Below are 15,172 nucleotides of genomic sequence, written 5' to 3'. Positions count from 1 at the left end.
TCACAATGCCGCCGCGGCGACGAGCGCGGCACCGATCGGTCCGCCGCGGTCCCCCTCGAATTTCAGGGGGACCGCAGTGCCATGTCAGATCGTCATCGGCGGTGGAACCGCGGGCGGAGCTGTCGGCGCCGCCGGCGCGGTGGTGACCCTTGGGGTGCTCGGCGTCGATGCCTGTTCCGGCTGCGGCGCGGAATTGTCCAGATCGGCGCCGCTCGGGTGGAAGAACCCCTGAAACTCTCCGTAACCGCCGGTGCCGCCATCGGGTGGGTTGTTCGGGTCCAGCGGCACGAGCTGGCCGTTGACGATGACCTCCAATCCCGAGGGTTCCACTACGACAATCGCGCTCCTATTCGCCCACTGCACCACGTCACCGGTCTGCAGGTGCGCACTGTCGACCGAGACCCACGGACTGCCCGCCGTGGGCTGTCCGGTAGTGCCCGCGTAAGCCGACCTGGCATCGCTGCCGTTCGGATTGTTGAGCTCCTTGTTCACGGCCTGCGAGACCGCCGAGGACACCTTCTGTGTCGTGCCGTCGGGCAGCTTCATATCGACCATCGACCGCCCACCGGCACCCACCGGCGGCGGTGTCGCACTGACGTCCGCCTGGACCACATTGGTCGGCGTGTTCGTCGCAACAGCCTGTTGTGCCTGTGCCTGCGCCTGCGCCTGTGCCTGTGCCGCGGCCTGCTGCTCTTGTTCCCTGCGCCGACGCCGCCGCTCGTCGCGATCCTCCTCGCGCTGTCTCCGGTCGTCCTGGCCGTTGTTCCCCATCATCTGCGACATCATCTGCGACATCATCTGCATGAGCATCATCGGCATCATCATCGAGCCCATATCCATGCCACCGGATCCCGACGATCCGCCGCCGCCCGTGTTGTACCCGGCCTGCGTCGCGTTGGTCCTCGACTTGCTCGCGCCGGTTCCCGACTTGCCGTTCTCGATCGCACTGATCGCCGAATTGACCGCGGCCAGGATGCTGCTGTTCAGGCCGCTCGTACCGGTACCGGTGCCGTCAGCAGTGCCGTCAGCCGTGCCGTCAGCAGTGTTCGCATCCGAACCGTCGCCGAAGAGATCCTTGTAAGTTTTGCTGTAGTCCTCGTCGGTGGGAGTTGGGGTCGGGGCGGGGGTAGGGGTTGGGGTTGGCGTCGGGGTTGGGGTGGGCGTCGGGGTTGGGGTTGGGGTTGGCGTCTTGGGCGGATCATCCCCGGAGCCGTCGACCTTTTCCGCCTCCTTCTGGTATAACTTAACCGCTTCCGCGTATACCTTGTCCCATTTGTGAACTGTCTCTTCAATTATCCTGACGTAGTATCTCTGTTCCGCTTCAGGGGTCAGGATATATTTGCCATAACCCTTGGTGCCCTCTTTCGTATTCTTCTCGTAGACGGCCACCTGATGTTGTTCTTCTTTACGCCCGCCGGAGTTTTCCGTGAGCGTGTTTCCGGTACGCGTGAGGCCACCAGGCTCGAACGTGAGGTGCTCGGCGAGCTCTCTCACCATCTGCTTCAGCTGTTTGAAGGTGTCCTTACCGGTTATTTCGGATTTGTATGTGGCGTTCGAGACCTCTTTGTGGTCTTTTTTGTAGTCACTCTGCCTTTTTTCCAGCTGCTTCTGTAGTCCATCGGCCGCGTCTCTGATTTTTGACCAGCCGCCCGCGCTCTTAACCTCGGCTCCGTCGAGCACTCGAGTGAATTCGGGATTTTCCTTCGGGTTACCGACACCGAGAGTGTCGAGATCCCACTGCATGGTGAAACTGGTGTCATCGATCAGGGCTTCCAGCTGGCTGCTGTGCCCCTTTGGCAGGGGTAGGGGTAGGGGTAGGTCAACGTCATACGCATGTTTATCCTCTCCCGTGAACTTCTTAGACCCGTAATCCTCGAACTCCGGCTTATCGGCATCATCCTCTTTTTTCTTTTGGGCAGCTACGATTGCGTCTGTATCACCTCTCGCAAGCGCGTCGATCATGGATTTGTATTCAGATTTATCGTCGAGGCCGTGCTTGCGTGCGGCGTGGGCGAGTTCCGGTAGGATCTCGTCTACACCGCTCTCCTGTTCGGCTTGTTTGAGTTCGTCTAAAGCCTGCTTGAGCTGGGTTGAATCCAACTTGGCCAGCTTGTCCAGCGAGTTTTTTGCTTGGTCGTCCTGGAAACCGGCGTTATCCCAGCTCCCGTGCCGGTAGTCTTTTTTGATGGAACCGACGACATCGGCGACCGAGTCACCCATCAGCCTCTCCTCTGCTCGCTGGAGCCCTCGGACCCCGCCGGACGATTCAGCAACTCGGTGATGGGCGGGGGACCCCCACCGAGATGGATGGGACCGACGCTGACGGAACCAACGCTATGGACACGGGGCCCGATACCCTGGGCAACCTCGATATCTGGAACCGCCAGACCTGCGCCGGTCGTCATCACCCGCACCGCCACCGGGAACAGCGGATGCTCAGTTATCTGGCCGTACGTGTACAGCACATCGCGCAGGGTCTGCCGGTCAGGTTCGCGCGCGAGCAACAGCAACAGTTCGTCGGCACGGCGCTCGAAAACCATGCCGCGAAGGGCTTCGGTAGATACATCTGGGCGGACGCCGCCAATGGGAATAAATGACACGTCCACCCGCCGCGACCGCAGTGCCGCCGCCGCGATGTCATCAGCGGCGCGCATCTGGCCCCACCAGCTCGCAGGGACGGGCTGACCGGCATCCAGTGCATCGAGGATTCGTTGCCTCCGGGCATGGCGAGCGGCGCTCTCATCGTCGACGCCGGAGATGGCGGCGCGGACCCATGCATCCGCGGCTCGCGCCAGCTCGAGACACTTGGGCCGAATCTCGGCTTCGGGCACCATCTCCGCCAGGCGCAGCAACTCGTCCGAACCTGCCAGCGCGAGCCTGTCGACCAGTCCGACACCCGGCGCAGTGAGGTCGACCGCGGACTCGGCGGCGGACACCCAACCCTCGATGGCCACATCCTCGCCAAGGGCCGTGCTCAGGTCGTCGAGAATTGCCGCAGACGACACCAAGGCGCTGATTCGGACACTCGTGTGGCGCGCCGTGAACCCGAACTCGGCGAGTATCCGGGCCGGATCGGTGGTGTCTTCCAACGCCGCAGTGGTGTCCCGAGCCGCAGGGCCGAGGACAGCGTCCCATTTCCACGGAAGGGCGACCTCTGACGGCAGGAACAGTCCGGGTGGCAACCAGCCACGGCCCTCAGTCGAGGTCAGCAAAACGATGGGCCCGATGGGGGTTCGCACCACCGCCACTGCCCATTCCAGACCGAGCGCCGAATCAGCTACGGCGGCAAGGGTCGCGGCGAGTAGGGTGCGGGCGAGCACCAAGTCCTCTTCAACCTGCTCACCTATTACGAACGACGGTAGCGCCCGCTTATCCTCGGCCGCGTGGACCGCTGCCGCGAATGGGCCCGTCGCCACTGGTGCAGGCATCCCGCCAGCCATGTCTGCACCACCGGCGACGACTGGTGCAGCAAATGGGTCCGTCACCAGTGGTGCAGGCATCCCGCCAGCCATACCCGCGGTACCGTTCGTGTCGGCAGCCGGAGCCATGGATATGGCGGCACCGGACTCCGGTACGTCGATCAAGGGTGGCGTGGTCTCGGTCGGCGCGGTGGCGTAGATCTGTGGCGCTGAGGCGACCGGCGGCAACACCGATGCGGTTGGTGGCAGCGCCGATGCGGTTGGTGGCAGGGATACCTGGTCGGAGCGGACGGTCTCGCCCGAAGTCCCCGGGGCCTCGGGGGTGTAGGCCGAAGGATGCACCGGTTGGGTGCCGTTCGACTTCGGCGTGTCCAGGCCGGTAGGTACCCGCGGCGCGGGATCCGTCGGCGCGCCAGGTGCCGGACCGCCTAACGGAGCTCCGTGGTTGTTGACACCCGACTGGGCGACGTGACGCCCAGCGGCCTGATCGCTTTCTTCGAGCGATCTTGCCGCCTCGAGCAATTGGTCTCGTGTCCGCTCATGATCGACGGCGAGTCGTTCGGCACGGTCGTGGCGCTTCTTGTAGTAGTCCACCAGAGCCGAGCGCATCGGATCAGCGATCGTGCCGTATGTAACCGGGAATTCGGCGAGCCAAGCATGCGGGATTTCACCCCACTTCCGGATTTTTGCCGCGGTCTCTTCGTGCTGCTTGGCGATTGCGCGCAGCTCATCTGGCTCGACAACCAGGTATTCGGGCATGCTCGACTGATCCTCCCACCAGCTATCTCCGCTTCATTCTCCCGCCTTCCCAAAATTGGGGGGCTGCCGATCCGACGCGGGCCCGGCCTGCCATTCCCGCATGATCTCCGCGAGCGGTCGTGGCAGATTGTCGGGGTTGTTCATGGCGATCTCGTACTGCCGCCGCGCATCCCTGGCGCTTTCGGCGATGGCGATCACAATTTCGTCGGCCAATTCCCTATTGTCGAACCGGGCACAGGTTCCTGGCGCCAGATACAGATCCCGCATCCGTCCCATCGCATCGACCTCGGGAATGACCAAGCCGCTCGGGGACGGACGACGCGCAACGATCGCATCGGCACGTTCGCGCATGTCCGCGATGCGGTTCCGCAACTCCCGCCTCAGGCTCGCTCCAGCGCGTACGTTTGGGTGGATGTCTCTCATAGATCCTCATTCATCCCGCTATTTGCTGACAGAGCGCCTGCCTGTTGACTCCAGCCAGCCACGCCGACCTCAGGTCGGTGCAGCAGCCGGCTAGCTGTGTCAGTCCGACAGCCAGCTCGTTGGGCATCGTAACCCGAGCTAAATCTCTTCCCCGCCCGGCGATTTCAGCGATTGGGCTGCCATCGCAACGTCCACTAGGGCCAGCACGGACATGGCCGTGCTGAGTAACCTGCGATTATCGGCGAATATCTGGGTGGATGGATCCCATTGGCCTGGGACCAGCAGCCCGAGCGAGGCGGGCCAGCTGCCGTCCGGCAGCTGTGCCGCCAGCACGGCCTGACGGAGCAGTTCTGCGTGACCGGATGCGCGCAGGTGTACAGCGGTGATCAGACGCTGAGCTGTATCGAAGGATGATTCCTGTCCTGAGGCCGAGTCCACAGGGTCGACAAATTCACTCGAGCGTTCCCGCTCCGCTGCGGCAATCTGCGGGGGTATCCCCCCGGAACGGGCCAGGAAGGTCAGGTTGTGGGCCGTTACGTAGGCGTCCGACCGCCACCAGAACGGAAGCCACCTGCCATGCTCTCGGTGGCGGCTCAGAATGTGCATACGGATGATATCGGCGGTCGCATCGTCGCCGAGCGCGAGGAGAGCAAGCCCGGCCATTGGGGCGACCTCGTCGTGTTCATCGGCCCAGGACCCGAATAGCGCAGGCGATCGGAAGGTGCGCACGCCGCCACTTGCGGCGAGGTAGTCGGTGAAGAGGCCCTTCAACAGTGCCGGTTCAGGATCACGTGTAGCGATCAGACGCACCACCCATGACGTGGAGTCGGCGTCGCATGCGACGTTGCGGTTGTATCCCCATCCGCCGCGTCGTTGTGAGTCCCGCAACACGGCAACGGCGCGGTCTACGGCCCCGGCATGGTTGGAATCGGGGGCGACGACTGCCGCAGCAAAATCCAGCGTGACACCCACGCATCCGGTGATCCAGGATTCGGATCTGCCCGGCGGCAATTCGGCGTAGTCGCGCCAATGGCCATCGGGGTCTTGGTGTTCGACCAGGAACTCGCACGCCGCGGCAACTGCCTGGGAGGTCTCACCCACCACCACACCCCTGCTTTCTCTCTCCTATCCCGACCAACCGGCGAGACGCCGCCAGAATACATCGGCGCGCTACTGAGGTCGGCGTGGCATAGTGCCGCGCCGAGGCCGACCAGCGTCACATGTGCGCGCTGTTCCCAGGGGTGGGATGCGGAAGAATGAGGATGTCGGTCGAAATGAGGGAGTTAGTCCGTATGGGTGAGAATGGCAATCCGCAGGACGGAGCCGAATTCGGTGCCTTCCAAGGATTTCCGCATCCGAACACCGGGCGATCCTGACGATGGTGATGGCTGGAGCTGCCGGAGAATTCCTCGTCGATTTGGCCGAGCGGTTGGTGCCGAGTTGTGCCCCGGAACCGATCCGCGCCATGGCGGAACGCGCCTGTAGCGGACAGTTGGATGCGCGCGGGCCGGATGGGAAGCGAGCCAGCACACTGACCATCTCGGGGGCTCCATTCGAAGCCAGTGTGAGCGGTGGCCGAGGGAAGTTCTCGCCAGCGGTTCGCTATATCACCGAGACCGCGACGCAGGAGACGGAGTTCAGCTCTCGCGTTTCTGCTCAGGTCGCCGCGATCCGGGATCTCGTCGCGTGGTTGCCGAACGGCGATGAGGTGGTCGCCGATATGCTGCAGTCTTTCGTCGCGGCTCTATATCCCGATCCTGCGAAAGTCTCAGCGCGGTACCGCTCCGCTACGTGGATAGGGGTTGTGCATCATGCCGCGGCGCCGCACCATGCGGCCCGTCTCAAGGTATACGGCGGTCCGACGATCGTGCCGGGGGCGCTGCAGCGGTTGTGCAGTGTATTGCCCGGTTTCGCTGGATTGGCGTCGGTACCCGATCATGAGGAGCTCATAAAGCCTGCGGGCGCCGCGATCGAGGTGGATGCGCTCGGCAACGTGAACCACAAGATCTACCTGAAGGCCACGCGCGGCGACGCTGCCGTGCCGATGAAGCTGACGCGCCACTTCGGTGATCCGGCATGGGAAATGCTGTCCGAGTTCGTTCGGTGTGGCGCCGATGCGGCCAAGCTGCACGAATACGACTGGTTCGTCTGCTGTCAACGCGGTGCGGGCGACCCCACCTTCGGTCTGTCCATCAGCGCACGGCAAGGCGACGACCTGACCGAGCTCGTGCACGAAATCGCGTCTCGACACCACGGCACGACCCACGCCGTCGATGCCCTCGCCCAGGCAGCAGAATCGTGTGGGGCGATCTGGCACTACTCGGCAATCGGACTCGGCTTCTCCGCCGACCACGGCATCGACAAACTCAATGTCTATGGCACGCCCACGTGGAGTACCGCGTAGTACGCAAGCTCCGGTCGGCTCGGCCAAGACGAGACTGCCGCCATCGAACTACAGCGGCAGTCACCGTCCCACGACCTCAGTGTCGGTCCGGCGCAACGACAGGCGGCGGCGATGTCGGAGCGACCACGGCCCCGGTCGGCGGTCCGGCCGTGACCGGAGCACTCACTGTGGGAGCACCGACCGCAGGGGTACTGACCGCAGCACCCGCCGGGCGGGAAACCCGCTCGTCCTCGGCAACCGAGACCGCGGCCGGAACCTCCACGAATTGCGGATGGGCCACGACCTGCTCGTGTGCGTAGATCGCGTCGCGCAGGTTCTGCCGCTCCGCCTCTTCGGCCAGCAACAACACCAACTCGTTGCAGCGGCGCTCGAAGATCATGTCGCGCAATGCCGAATTCTCGGTGTCACCTCGCAAGTCGCCGAGTCCGACCCGGCCCACATCGACCCGGCGCGACAGCATCGATGCGGCCAGCAGATCGTCGGCATCGCGCAGTTCATCCCATATCTGCCGGGATACGGTCTGCCCCGCCGCCAAGCTCGCGAGGATCCGCTCGCGCAGTTGCCGCGCCCCTGCCGCATCCGCGCTGGCGGCCACCGACCGACCGACTCGGGTGTGCGCGTCCGTCGCCAATTGGACACAGCGCTCGCGCACCTGCTCATCCGACACGGTCGCAACGGATTGCAGCGCGGTCGGGGAACCGACCAGACCGAGCCGGTCCGCTGTATCCGGGGTGAACTCGCGCAAGTCGACGTCGTAGGTCGGACCGACGAGTCCTTCCATGGCCACATCGCTCAGCTGCGTCCGCAGACCGGGATCGATCGGGCCGGAGGAGACCAGCGCCGACAAGCCCGCGTTCGCCTTCGGTCCCCAGGCCAGGCCGAATTCGACCAGCACCCGGGCCGGATCCGACACACTTTCCCAGGATGAGGTGTCGGTATCGGGGCCGAGCACTTCACCCCACAACCACGGCGTCGAGACTTCGCGCGGCAGGTAGAGCTTGGCGGGCAGCCAGCCGCGCCCCTCGTTCGAGGTGATGAATACACCGGCACCGCCCGGACCGCGCATCACCGCAACCGCCCAGGCCATCCCCACCGGCGAATCGACGGCCGCGAGCACACTGCTGAGCAGGGTTCTGGCCAGTACCAGATCGTCGTTCACCGCATTGCCCACCACATAGGCCGGTTCGGCCTCTTTGTCCTTCGCGGCGGCTACGGCGGACGCGAACGGTGTGCCCATCGGCACCGGCATCGGGGTGGCATCGCCGGCCGCGGTGGGCCCGGCCGGTGGCTGACCCGAACCGCGATCGTCCATCGAACCGGTGTACACCGGTCCCACGCCCGGACCGGAGCCGAGCGGACCGGCCGATACCGACGATGGTGTGGTTCCGGCTGTCACGCCGGATGTCCCGGTCGTCTGGTCCGGGTGCGAAACCGCCCCTGGCATACCGGATGTGGCCGGCGTAGCGGATGTGCCGCCGGGACCGCCCGGTGCGCCGCTCGTCGGTGTCGAACCATTCGATGCCGCGGGCGCCATCGGGGTATCGGTCGAGGTAGGCCCACCGCCTGGTCCACCGCCCGGTCCACCGGGCCCACCAACGGGGCCACCCAGCGACGGGGTGTGCTGAGTATTCGGGGTCACGCCGCTGGGCGGGGGCCCGTTGTGCGTGCCCCCTGAATCCTGTCCGACGTTTCGAATGTGCGACGCCATCTCGTGGTCGGTGCGTTCATAGGAATCCGCCGAGTCCCGCAGCGACTTCGCAGTGTTGAAATGCTCCTGTGCGAGCGCCTTGCCGGCGCGCTCACGGGCGTTGTAGTACTTCTCCAGCGCCTGACGGACAGGATCGGCGATAGTGCCGTAGGTCGACTCGAAGCTGGCCAGCCACGCGTGCGGCGGCTCCGACCAGGCAAGAGTATCGCGCCCGACCTGCTCATGCTGATGCGCCAACTGGCGCAGCACCGCGGGGTCGATATTCATGCTGGTTTCCGGCATTGTTCGATCAGACCCTTTCCCGCCGCCGACTTCAACATTGTCGATCCTTCCCACTGATGGGGAATCCGGAAGGAACTCCCACCTACGGGAAGTCGGATGCCGCCGATCCATAATCGGCGGACGGTGGCGCCGACGAATCCCGCCGAACGGGTGCCGGACCAGCGCCGACGGCAGCGATGAACAAGGCGGGAGCTGGCAATGGATCAATGGGAGCTCGAAAGCCTGCGGTCGGCGAACAACGGCATGCGAAACCAGATCGACTACATCATGGACGTCTACGAGAAACAGCAGGCCCAGCTCGCCGAGATCCAGCAGCAACTGGACACACTGCGGGTACGGGCCAGTTCATCCGATCAGTTGGTCGAGGTGACCGTGGACGGCACCGGGGTGGTCACCGACGTCCAACTGACCGCGCAGGCGATGCGCGCGAAGCCCGAAAATGTCGGGCGGGCGATTGTCGAGGCCGCGCAGGCGGCGGCGCGGTCGGCGCGCTCGCAACACGACGCGCTGATCGCACCGATCGTCGACGCCGCCGAGCTCATGCCCGATCTGCCCGATCTGGTACCAGAAGCCCCGAGCTGGCGCGATGCCCGCGAATCCGCCAAGAACGATGGTCCGCGCGCAGGCTGAATACTCCCACTCCTGGGAAGGTTGGGCGGCGCGCGTGAGAATTGGCCGCAGCAGGCGTGAGGAGTTGGTGTGGCGCAGTCGTTGGAAGTCGATGAGGAGCGACTTCGTGCACTGGTGCCGGAATTCGAGGATATCGGCGCCGAAGCGCAGCGCGTACTCGATCAGTTGAAGGCCGCGCTCGAGCGTGAAGGCGAACCCTGGGGCAAAGACGCTCCGGGCCAGGCATTCGCCGAGACCTATGTACCGGATAGGGACAAAGGAATCGCGAGCCTGGCGAAGACAGTCGCCAGCCTGCGCGAAGAGGGCAAGGTCGTCAGCGATCTCCTCGACAGCTTCGACCGTCAGGATCGCGAGGCCGCTCGCATGATCGGTGACACCGTACAGCAATCGCCATCCAACCGTCCCAACGTCGACCCGACCATGCCGACCGATCAATACGGGCAGGGCTGGCAGACTCCGGTAGCGACGAACTCCACCCCCGACGCCACGCAATCGCCAACCGGATCGCAACCCACAACCGGCAATCGGTCCGCGCCGTCTTCGACCGTCACACCCGATACCTCGGGTAGCGCACAGCCGACTCCCACATCCACCGCACCCTCAACCCCCAGCGGCCAATACGGAAACGGCATGCCCGGGCTGAACAGTCCGTACGGTGGCGGTGGCGGTGGCGGTGGCGGTGCCGGCCCGCCGATTATGCGCGACACCTCCGGTCCCCGACCGGAATCGGCGACCACCACCGGTGATGCGGCACCAGCGGCCACTGCCCGACCGGCCGTCGACGCTCCCGCGGCCGACCGCAAGCAACCGAACACACCGTGGTCGAAAGGTACGTCCGGGACCGGTGCCACATCGGACACCCCCGGACCTAAGGCGGCCGCCGCATCCGCGCAGTCAGCGACACCGACCAACACCACGCCGCGGGTATCGGCGCCGTCGAGTATGCCGCCGCGGATATCCGCGCCGCACCTGCCCGACCAAAATCAGCAGCACGTCCGTCCGGCGCCGAAGGCGGCGGGCAAGGCCTTCGGCGCCGAGTCGAAATCCGGCGCGCGTCATCCGTGGGCGGCCGATGGCGCCGCCCTCGGTGAAAACGCGTTGCTGGCACGGAAATTGGCCGATCGACATGATCTCGAGCTCGTCGGCTTCGACGATCCGACCGTCGACGGGTACACGATCCGGGAGGTCGCGGCGGCACTGGACGACGTGCTCACCCAGTACCCGTATGTCGATCTGCGGCAGATAGCGATCGCCGAATCCACCGAATCCGCCACCCGCTTGGAATGGGACTGGGTCGCGGGGGCCACCGGGCCGGAGCCGTTCACCCGTCGCATCGTGCTCGATACCGTGGTCGCCCGCAATCCCAGCGTATTCGCCGAATACATCCGCACCGCAACGCATTCCGGAAAAATCGCACGGGGTTCGGATCGGCGCCCGGTGTATTCGACAATGGTCCGCGAACTCGGCCACGCACTCGATGTCGCCGGTAGCTTCCGCGCCAGGCAAGCGGCTCAAGACGCACTCATCGCCGAGTTCACGCGCACCCGAGGTACCGCACCGCGGGAGGGGGTGGATACCGCGTCGAGTTCGGAGTACGAGCAGTGGCGCGCTCAGCTGAGCGGTTACGGATTCCACAACGGTCGCTTCGACGCCGGGATGGCGGTGGCGGACGCGTTCACCGAGGTCCAGATCAACGGTTCGGAGGCGGCGACGCCGGCAAAGGTGTTGCACCGCTTGCTGGTCGAGACCGCACGGAAATCGGCCACGCCGTGAGCTTCGGCGGTGGGCACACCGCCGAAGCGCGGTTCAGCACCTTCGAGACCGAACTGTCCGCGGCAGTCGGCGGTCAGCCGATGCGGATGCACGTGGGGTTGGGACCCGACACCGACTCGGCATTGATCACTATTGCCCTGGCTCATCCGGATATCACCGACGACATGATCGCGACCGCACGTCGGGCATTCGTCGCCGAGTCGGTTGTCGCCGACATTGTTGCCGAGGTTCCGGCACTGCCCGAAGAACCGGCCGCCATACCGGGTGCGGCGCAGTGACTTTGACGCTGCCGGCGGCATTTCCCAAATGGCTGGTCGAGGCCGTGGCGGGATACTGGCCGGATTGTGATGAGGACGCGTGCCGCCGCGAAGGTGACCACTGGAAGACGACCGGCGACAGCTGCCGCCAGCTCGGCAAACGCCACGATGTGGCGGCCGCAACGGAAAAGTCCGCCCTGCGCGGCTACAGCGCCGACACGAAGGCGACCAGGAATGCGCAGCTCGGCGACGATCTGCGCAACCAGGCCACCTACTGCGACTCCATGGCCGAGCAGTGCTACCAGAAGGCCAACGACTGCGAATTCACCAAACTGCAAGTAATCGGAACCGGAATCGCGCTGCTGGCGCAGCTGGCGGTGGATGTCTGGCTGGCCGCGCCTGGCGTCGTAAAGGCGGCCGAGGACCGGGCGGCGGCCAAGGCGTCCTGGACCGCGAGCGCACGCCGGTACCACGGCAAGGTCAAAAAGGTCGGACTCGAGTGTGCCACCAAACGCAAGGGTTTGCCGCTGGCCAAGGCCACGGCAATCGGGTTCGTACTCGGTGCCGGTACCGCAGCCGCGGTCAATACCGGTGCCCAGTTGTGGCAGAAGGAGGTATTCCATCACCGCGACAAGATGGAGTGGGACCTGGTCCGAGATGCCGCGATCATCGCTGGCGTCGGCGGCGGCATCGGAGCACGCTTCGCCTCACGCTTCGCACCCGGGATCAACAAATTCCTCGGCAAGCTCGCCGCGAAATCGGAATCGAATTTCGTCCGCTACAGCACGCACGTCACCAGCGGGCTACTGATCGGTGGAGTCGGCGGCCTAGCCGGCGCGGGCAGCGGCGCGGTCGCGGGAGCAGTCGTGGCCTGGCACCTCCCGAACGCCGACGAACTACGAACCGCGGTGATCCAAGGTCTCGTCGGCGGCTTCGTCGGTTCGGCCACCGTCTTCGCCCGCCCCTTGCCACCCGGGATGCGAGTCACGGCCAAGACCGACACTCCGAACTCGAGTGCCTCCACCACACCGCCGAGCACCACACCACAAGGCGGCACCACACCACCGGGCGGCACCCCACCATCAGGCGGCACCCCACCACCCGCACCGGCGGGCGGCACCCCACCATCAGGCGGCATCACACCACCGGGCGGCACCCGACCACCCGTCGTACCGCCAACCGGCGGCACCCCACCACCACCCGTACCGCCAACCGGCGGCCACCCACCACCCGTACCGCCAACCGGCGGCCACCCACCGCCCGTCGTACCGCCAACCGGCGGCACCCCACCACCCGCCGCACCGCGCCCCGACACCGGTACACCGCCGAGCGGATCCGGACCACATCCGCCCGGCACGACGGGACAACGCCCAGACGCCACCGGCCCTGACCCGACCGGCGGCAAACCCGCCACTCCGCGTCCAGACTCCGATGGGTCGCGACCCGGCGCCACCCCACCACCCGCCGCACCGCGCCCCGACACCGGTACACCGCCGAGCGGATCCGGACCACATCCGCCCGGCACGACGGGACAACGCCCAGACGCCACCGGCCCTGACCCGACCGGCGGCAGACCCGCCACTCCGCGTCCAGACGAACGGGTCTGGCCCCCGCGTGCACCCGACGAAGAAGCAGCTCCGCGCCCCGACCCCGACCACAGGCAACCCGAAAGGAAACCAGCCGAGACCGAGCCACAACCAAAGACACCGCCACACACCGCGCCCCCAGAAGGCGCAGAACCAACTCCACCATCCGCGCACAAACCAGACCAACCAGCTCCGGCCAACCCGGACCACACAGTCCCACCGGGCGAAGACCATTCCGCAGCACACGGCGACCGAAGCGACGGCGACACACCACAAACCGGCCAACGACACAAACCCGAGGACACGGACAGCGACGGCAACGCATCCAACCCCGGAAAAGCCAAGCCCGACACACACGACGGCCAGGGCACCGCCACACGCGGACCCGACAACCAACCCGGCACCACACCACGCGACCTCGAACCCCCCGCCTTCCCACAACACGACCAACCCACAACACCGAGGGAGGGCCCCTACCCTGGCGACAAGCTGGTCGCATCCGGCCCACCACGCCACCTGCCAGGGGAGGCCGAAACAACCACGCCGGGCGAAGGCACGGAAGGCAATGGCCACTCCGCGCGCAAGCCCACTTCGGCCGAACCCAAGCCTGAAACCACAACATCAAAGCCCGCAGAACCCACACCCGGAGAAAAGCCCAGAGAATCACGCAGCGGAGAGCCAGGCGAAAACCAAGGCACACCGCAACTGCGCCCCCACCCCCGCGACGAGCCGGTCGCATCCGACCCACCATTGGAGGCACCACACGAAACAATCGCACCCGAACCGGATGGACCTCAGCATCCGCCGACCTCAGAGTTCGATCCCACACAGCCGCTCAGCGCGCGAAACATGCCCCCGTCGGACCAACTCGAATTCGTACGTCAAGGCGGCGAAACAAGTAACGAGTACGAAGTCTATTATCAAGGCAATCCGATCGGCATCATCGAACTTATACCCCAAGGCGGCGGAGTCGGTTTCAACCAGGTGGTCTATTACGAAGGCGATCCGATCGGCATCTACAAGCCACGCGAGCGCGAAGAGTACGCAGTGGCCATCAAGAACGAAGTCTCCGCCTGGAGCATCGACGACCAGATGCTCGGCCTCGACCTTATTCCCTACACACGAGAGTGGACCGGCCCCGAGGGTAAGGGCACGCTGCAGGAGTTCGTGCCGAACCACGGCCCCGCCTGGGAATTGGGGACCCCGCAAGGACAGGCACTGGCGGTCTTCGATTACATCATGGCCAGTGGAGACAGACACTATGCCAACGCACTCCAGCGCGCGGATGTACCGGGCGGAATTGCAGGTATCGACAACGAGTCGATACTTCCGAATCTCAGGGCCGATGGAGTGGGAATGATACGATCTAATTCTGTCGTGAAAAACTTCGATCAACCACTCGATCCCGGCTTGATCGAACACCTCAGAACGGTGGATCCCGACGAATTCAGTGCATATCTCCAGTCTTTGGATTATCCCGCCTCAACTGCCGATTCGGCCGCCCGCCGACTCGCCGAGGTTCAGCAGCACGGCAAGATTACCGGCGAAGCCTGGGGCGCTGCAATCGCGAACGAGACATTAAAGGTAGTCTACCCGCCGGGTTACCGCAATATGGGCGAATACTTAGATGATCACCCACTCACCGATAAAGAAATCTAATGACCAATACCCCTCATTTGATTGCCATGTACGTCATCACATCTGGCAAACCCCAACGCGTCGCCGAGTTTCGATGGTCCACGACGTCAGGAGTAACACTGACCGTCTCCGAATCCGAATGGAGTCGGATCGCTCAACAGTATTACGACAACGGTGTACCGGATCGGGCAGGAATGAAAGTCGTACCCCGCACGAACGGTGCGGAGTTCATGCGCGCACTGGCCACTTTGGATATGGGAAGCTATTGCAGCCTTGTGGTCGAGAGTCAATGA

11 protein-coding genes and 1 pseudogene are annotated in these 15,172 nt (G+C 64.9%); 6 read left to right on the top strand and 6 right to left on the bottom strand.

The window, feature by feature from the left end; all coding sequences use genetic code 11:
• Positions 1-84 precede the first annotated feature (84 nt).
• From AB0L63_RS25630 to AB0L63_RS25610, 5 genes and pseudogenes are all read right to left on the bottom strand, one after another.
• Positions 85-2,220, bottom strand: coding sequence for a hypothetical protein (locus tag AB0L63_RS25630; RefSeq protein ID WP_364505447.1), 2,136 nt, complete (start codon positions 2,218-2,220; stop codon positions 85-87).
• The gene (locus tag AB0L63_RS25625; RefSeq protein WP_364505445.1) at positions 2,220-4,178 is read right to left on the bottom strand and encodes a type VII secretion target; all 1,959 of its coding nucleotides are present in this window, start codon (positions 4,176-4,178) and stop codon (positions 2,220-2,222) included. The genes AB0L63_RS25630 and AB0L63_RS25625 overlap by 1 nt, the downstream gene beginning before the upstream one ends.
• 33 nt (positions 4,179-4,211) lie before the next feature.
• Positions 4,212-4,550, bottom strand: a complete 339-nt coding sequence (locus AB0L63_RS25620) for a hypothetical protein (protein WP_364505443.1) — start codon at positions 4,548-4,550, stop codon at positions 4,212-4,214.
• A gap of 189 nt (positions 4,551-4,739) precedes the next feature.
• Positions 4,740-5,573 carry a hypothetical protein gene (locus tag AB0L63_RS25615; protein ID WP_364505617.1) on the bottom strand — a complete coding sequence of 278 codons (834 nt, stop codon included), beginning with the start codon at positions 5,571-5,573 and terminating at the stop codon, positions 4,740-4,742.
• A 45-nt stretch (positions 5,574-5,618) separates the two neighbouring features.
• Positions 5,619-5,702 (bottom strand): annotated as a pseudogene (locus tag AB0L63_RS25610) (hypothetical protein); the annotation flags it as partial.
• Between the two features lie 283 nt (positions 5,703-5,985).
• Here AB0L63_RS25610 and AB0L63_RS25605 point away from each other — a divergent pair.
• Positions 5,986-7,005, top strand: a complete 1,020-nt coding sequence (locus tag AB0L63_RS25605) for a hypothetical protein (protein WP_364505441.1) — start codon at positions 5,986-5,988, stop codon at positions 7,003-7,005.
• Between the two features lie 76 nt (positions 7,006-7,081).
• Here AB0L63_RS25605 and AB0L63_RS25600 read toward each other — a convergent pair whose 3' ends face one another.
• Entirely contained in the window at positions 7,082-8,995 is a 1,914-nt protein-coding gene (locus AB0L63_RS25600; protein ID WP_364505439.1) for a type VII secretion target, read from the bottom strand.
• Between the two features lie 198 nt (positions 8,996-9,193).
• Here AB0L63_RS25600 and AB0L63_RS25595 point away from each other — a divergent pair, with 198 nt between their 5' ends.
• The 5 genes from AB0L63_RS25595 (at position 9,194) to AB0L63_RS25575 (ending at position 15,172) form a co-directional block, all read left to right on the top strand.
• Positions 9,194-9,625 (top strand): YbaB/EbfC family nucleoid-associated protein, encoded by a 432-nt coding sequence (locus AB0L63_RS25595; RefSeq protein ID WP_364505437.1) that lies wholly within the window; start codon positions 9,194-9,196, stop codon positions 9,623-9,625.
• Between the two features lie 69 nt (positions 9,626-9,694).
• Positions 9,695-11,398: a hypothetical protein gene (locus AB0L63_RS25590; RefSeq protein WP_364505435.1), complete on the top strand. Its 1,704-nt coding sequence runs from the start codon at positions 9,695-9,697 to the stop codon at positions 11,396-11,398.
• Positions 11,395-11,676: a hypothetical protein gene (locus AB0L63_RS25585; RefSeq protein ID WP_364505433.1), complete on the top strand. Its 282-nt coding sequence runs from the start codon at positions 11,395-11,397 to the stop codon at positions 11,674-11,676. Before AB0L63_RS25590 ends, AB0L63_RS25585 begins: the two co-directional genes overlap by 4 nt.
• Positions 11,673-14,900: a hypothetical protein gene (locus AB0L63_RS25580; protein WP_364505431.1), complete on the top strand. Its 3,228-nt coding sequence runs from the start codon at positions 11,673-11,675 to the stop codon at positions 14,898-14,900. Before AB0L63_RS25585 ends, AB0L63_RS25580 begins: the two co-directional genes overlap by 4 nt.
• Entirely contained in the window at positions 14,900-15,172 is a 273-nt protein-coding gene (locus tag AB0L63_RS25575) for a hypothetical protein (protein ID WP_364505429.1), read from the top strand. The genes AB0L63_RS25580 and AB0L63_RS25575 overlap by 1 nt, the downstream gene beginning before the upstream one ends.

Origin of the sequence: Nocardia sp. NPDC051990 (assembly GCF_040680755.1) — a bacterium.
GTDB lineage: Bacteria > Actinomycetota > Actinomycetes > Mycobacteriales > Mycobacteriaceae > Nocardia.
Note: the sequence above shows the minus strand (reverse complement) of the source record. Positions and strands in the feature narration are given on the sequence as shown.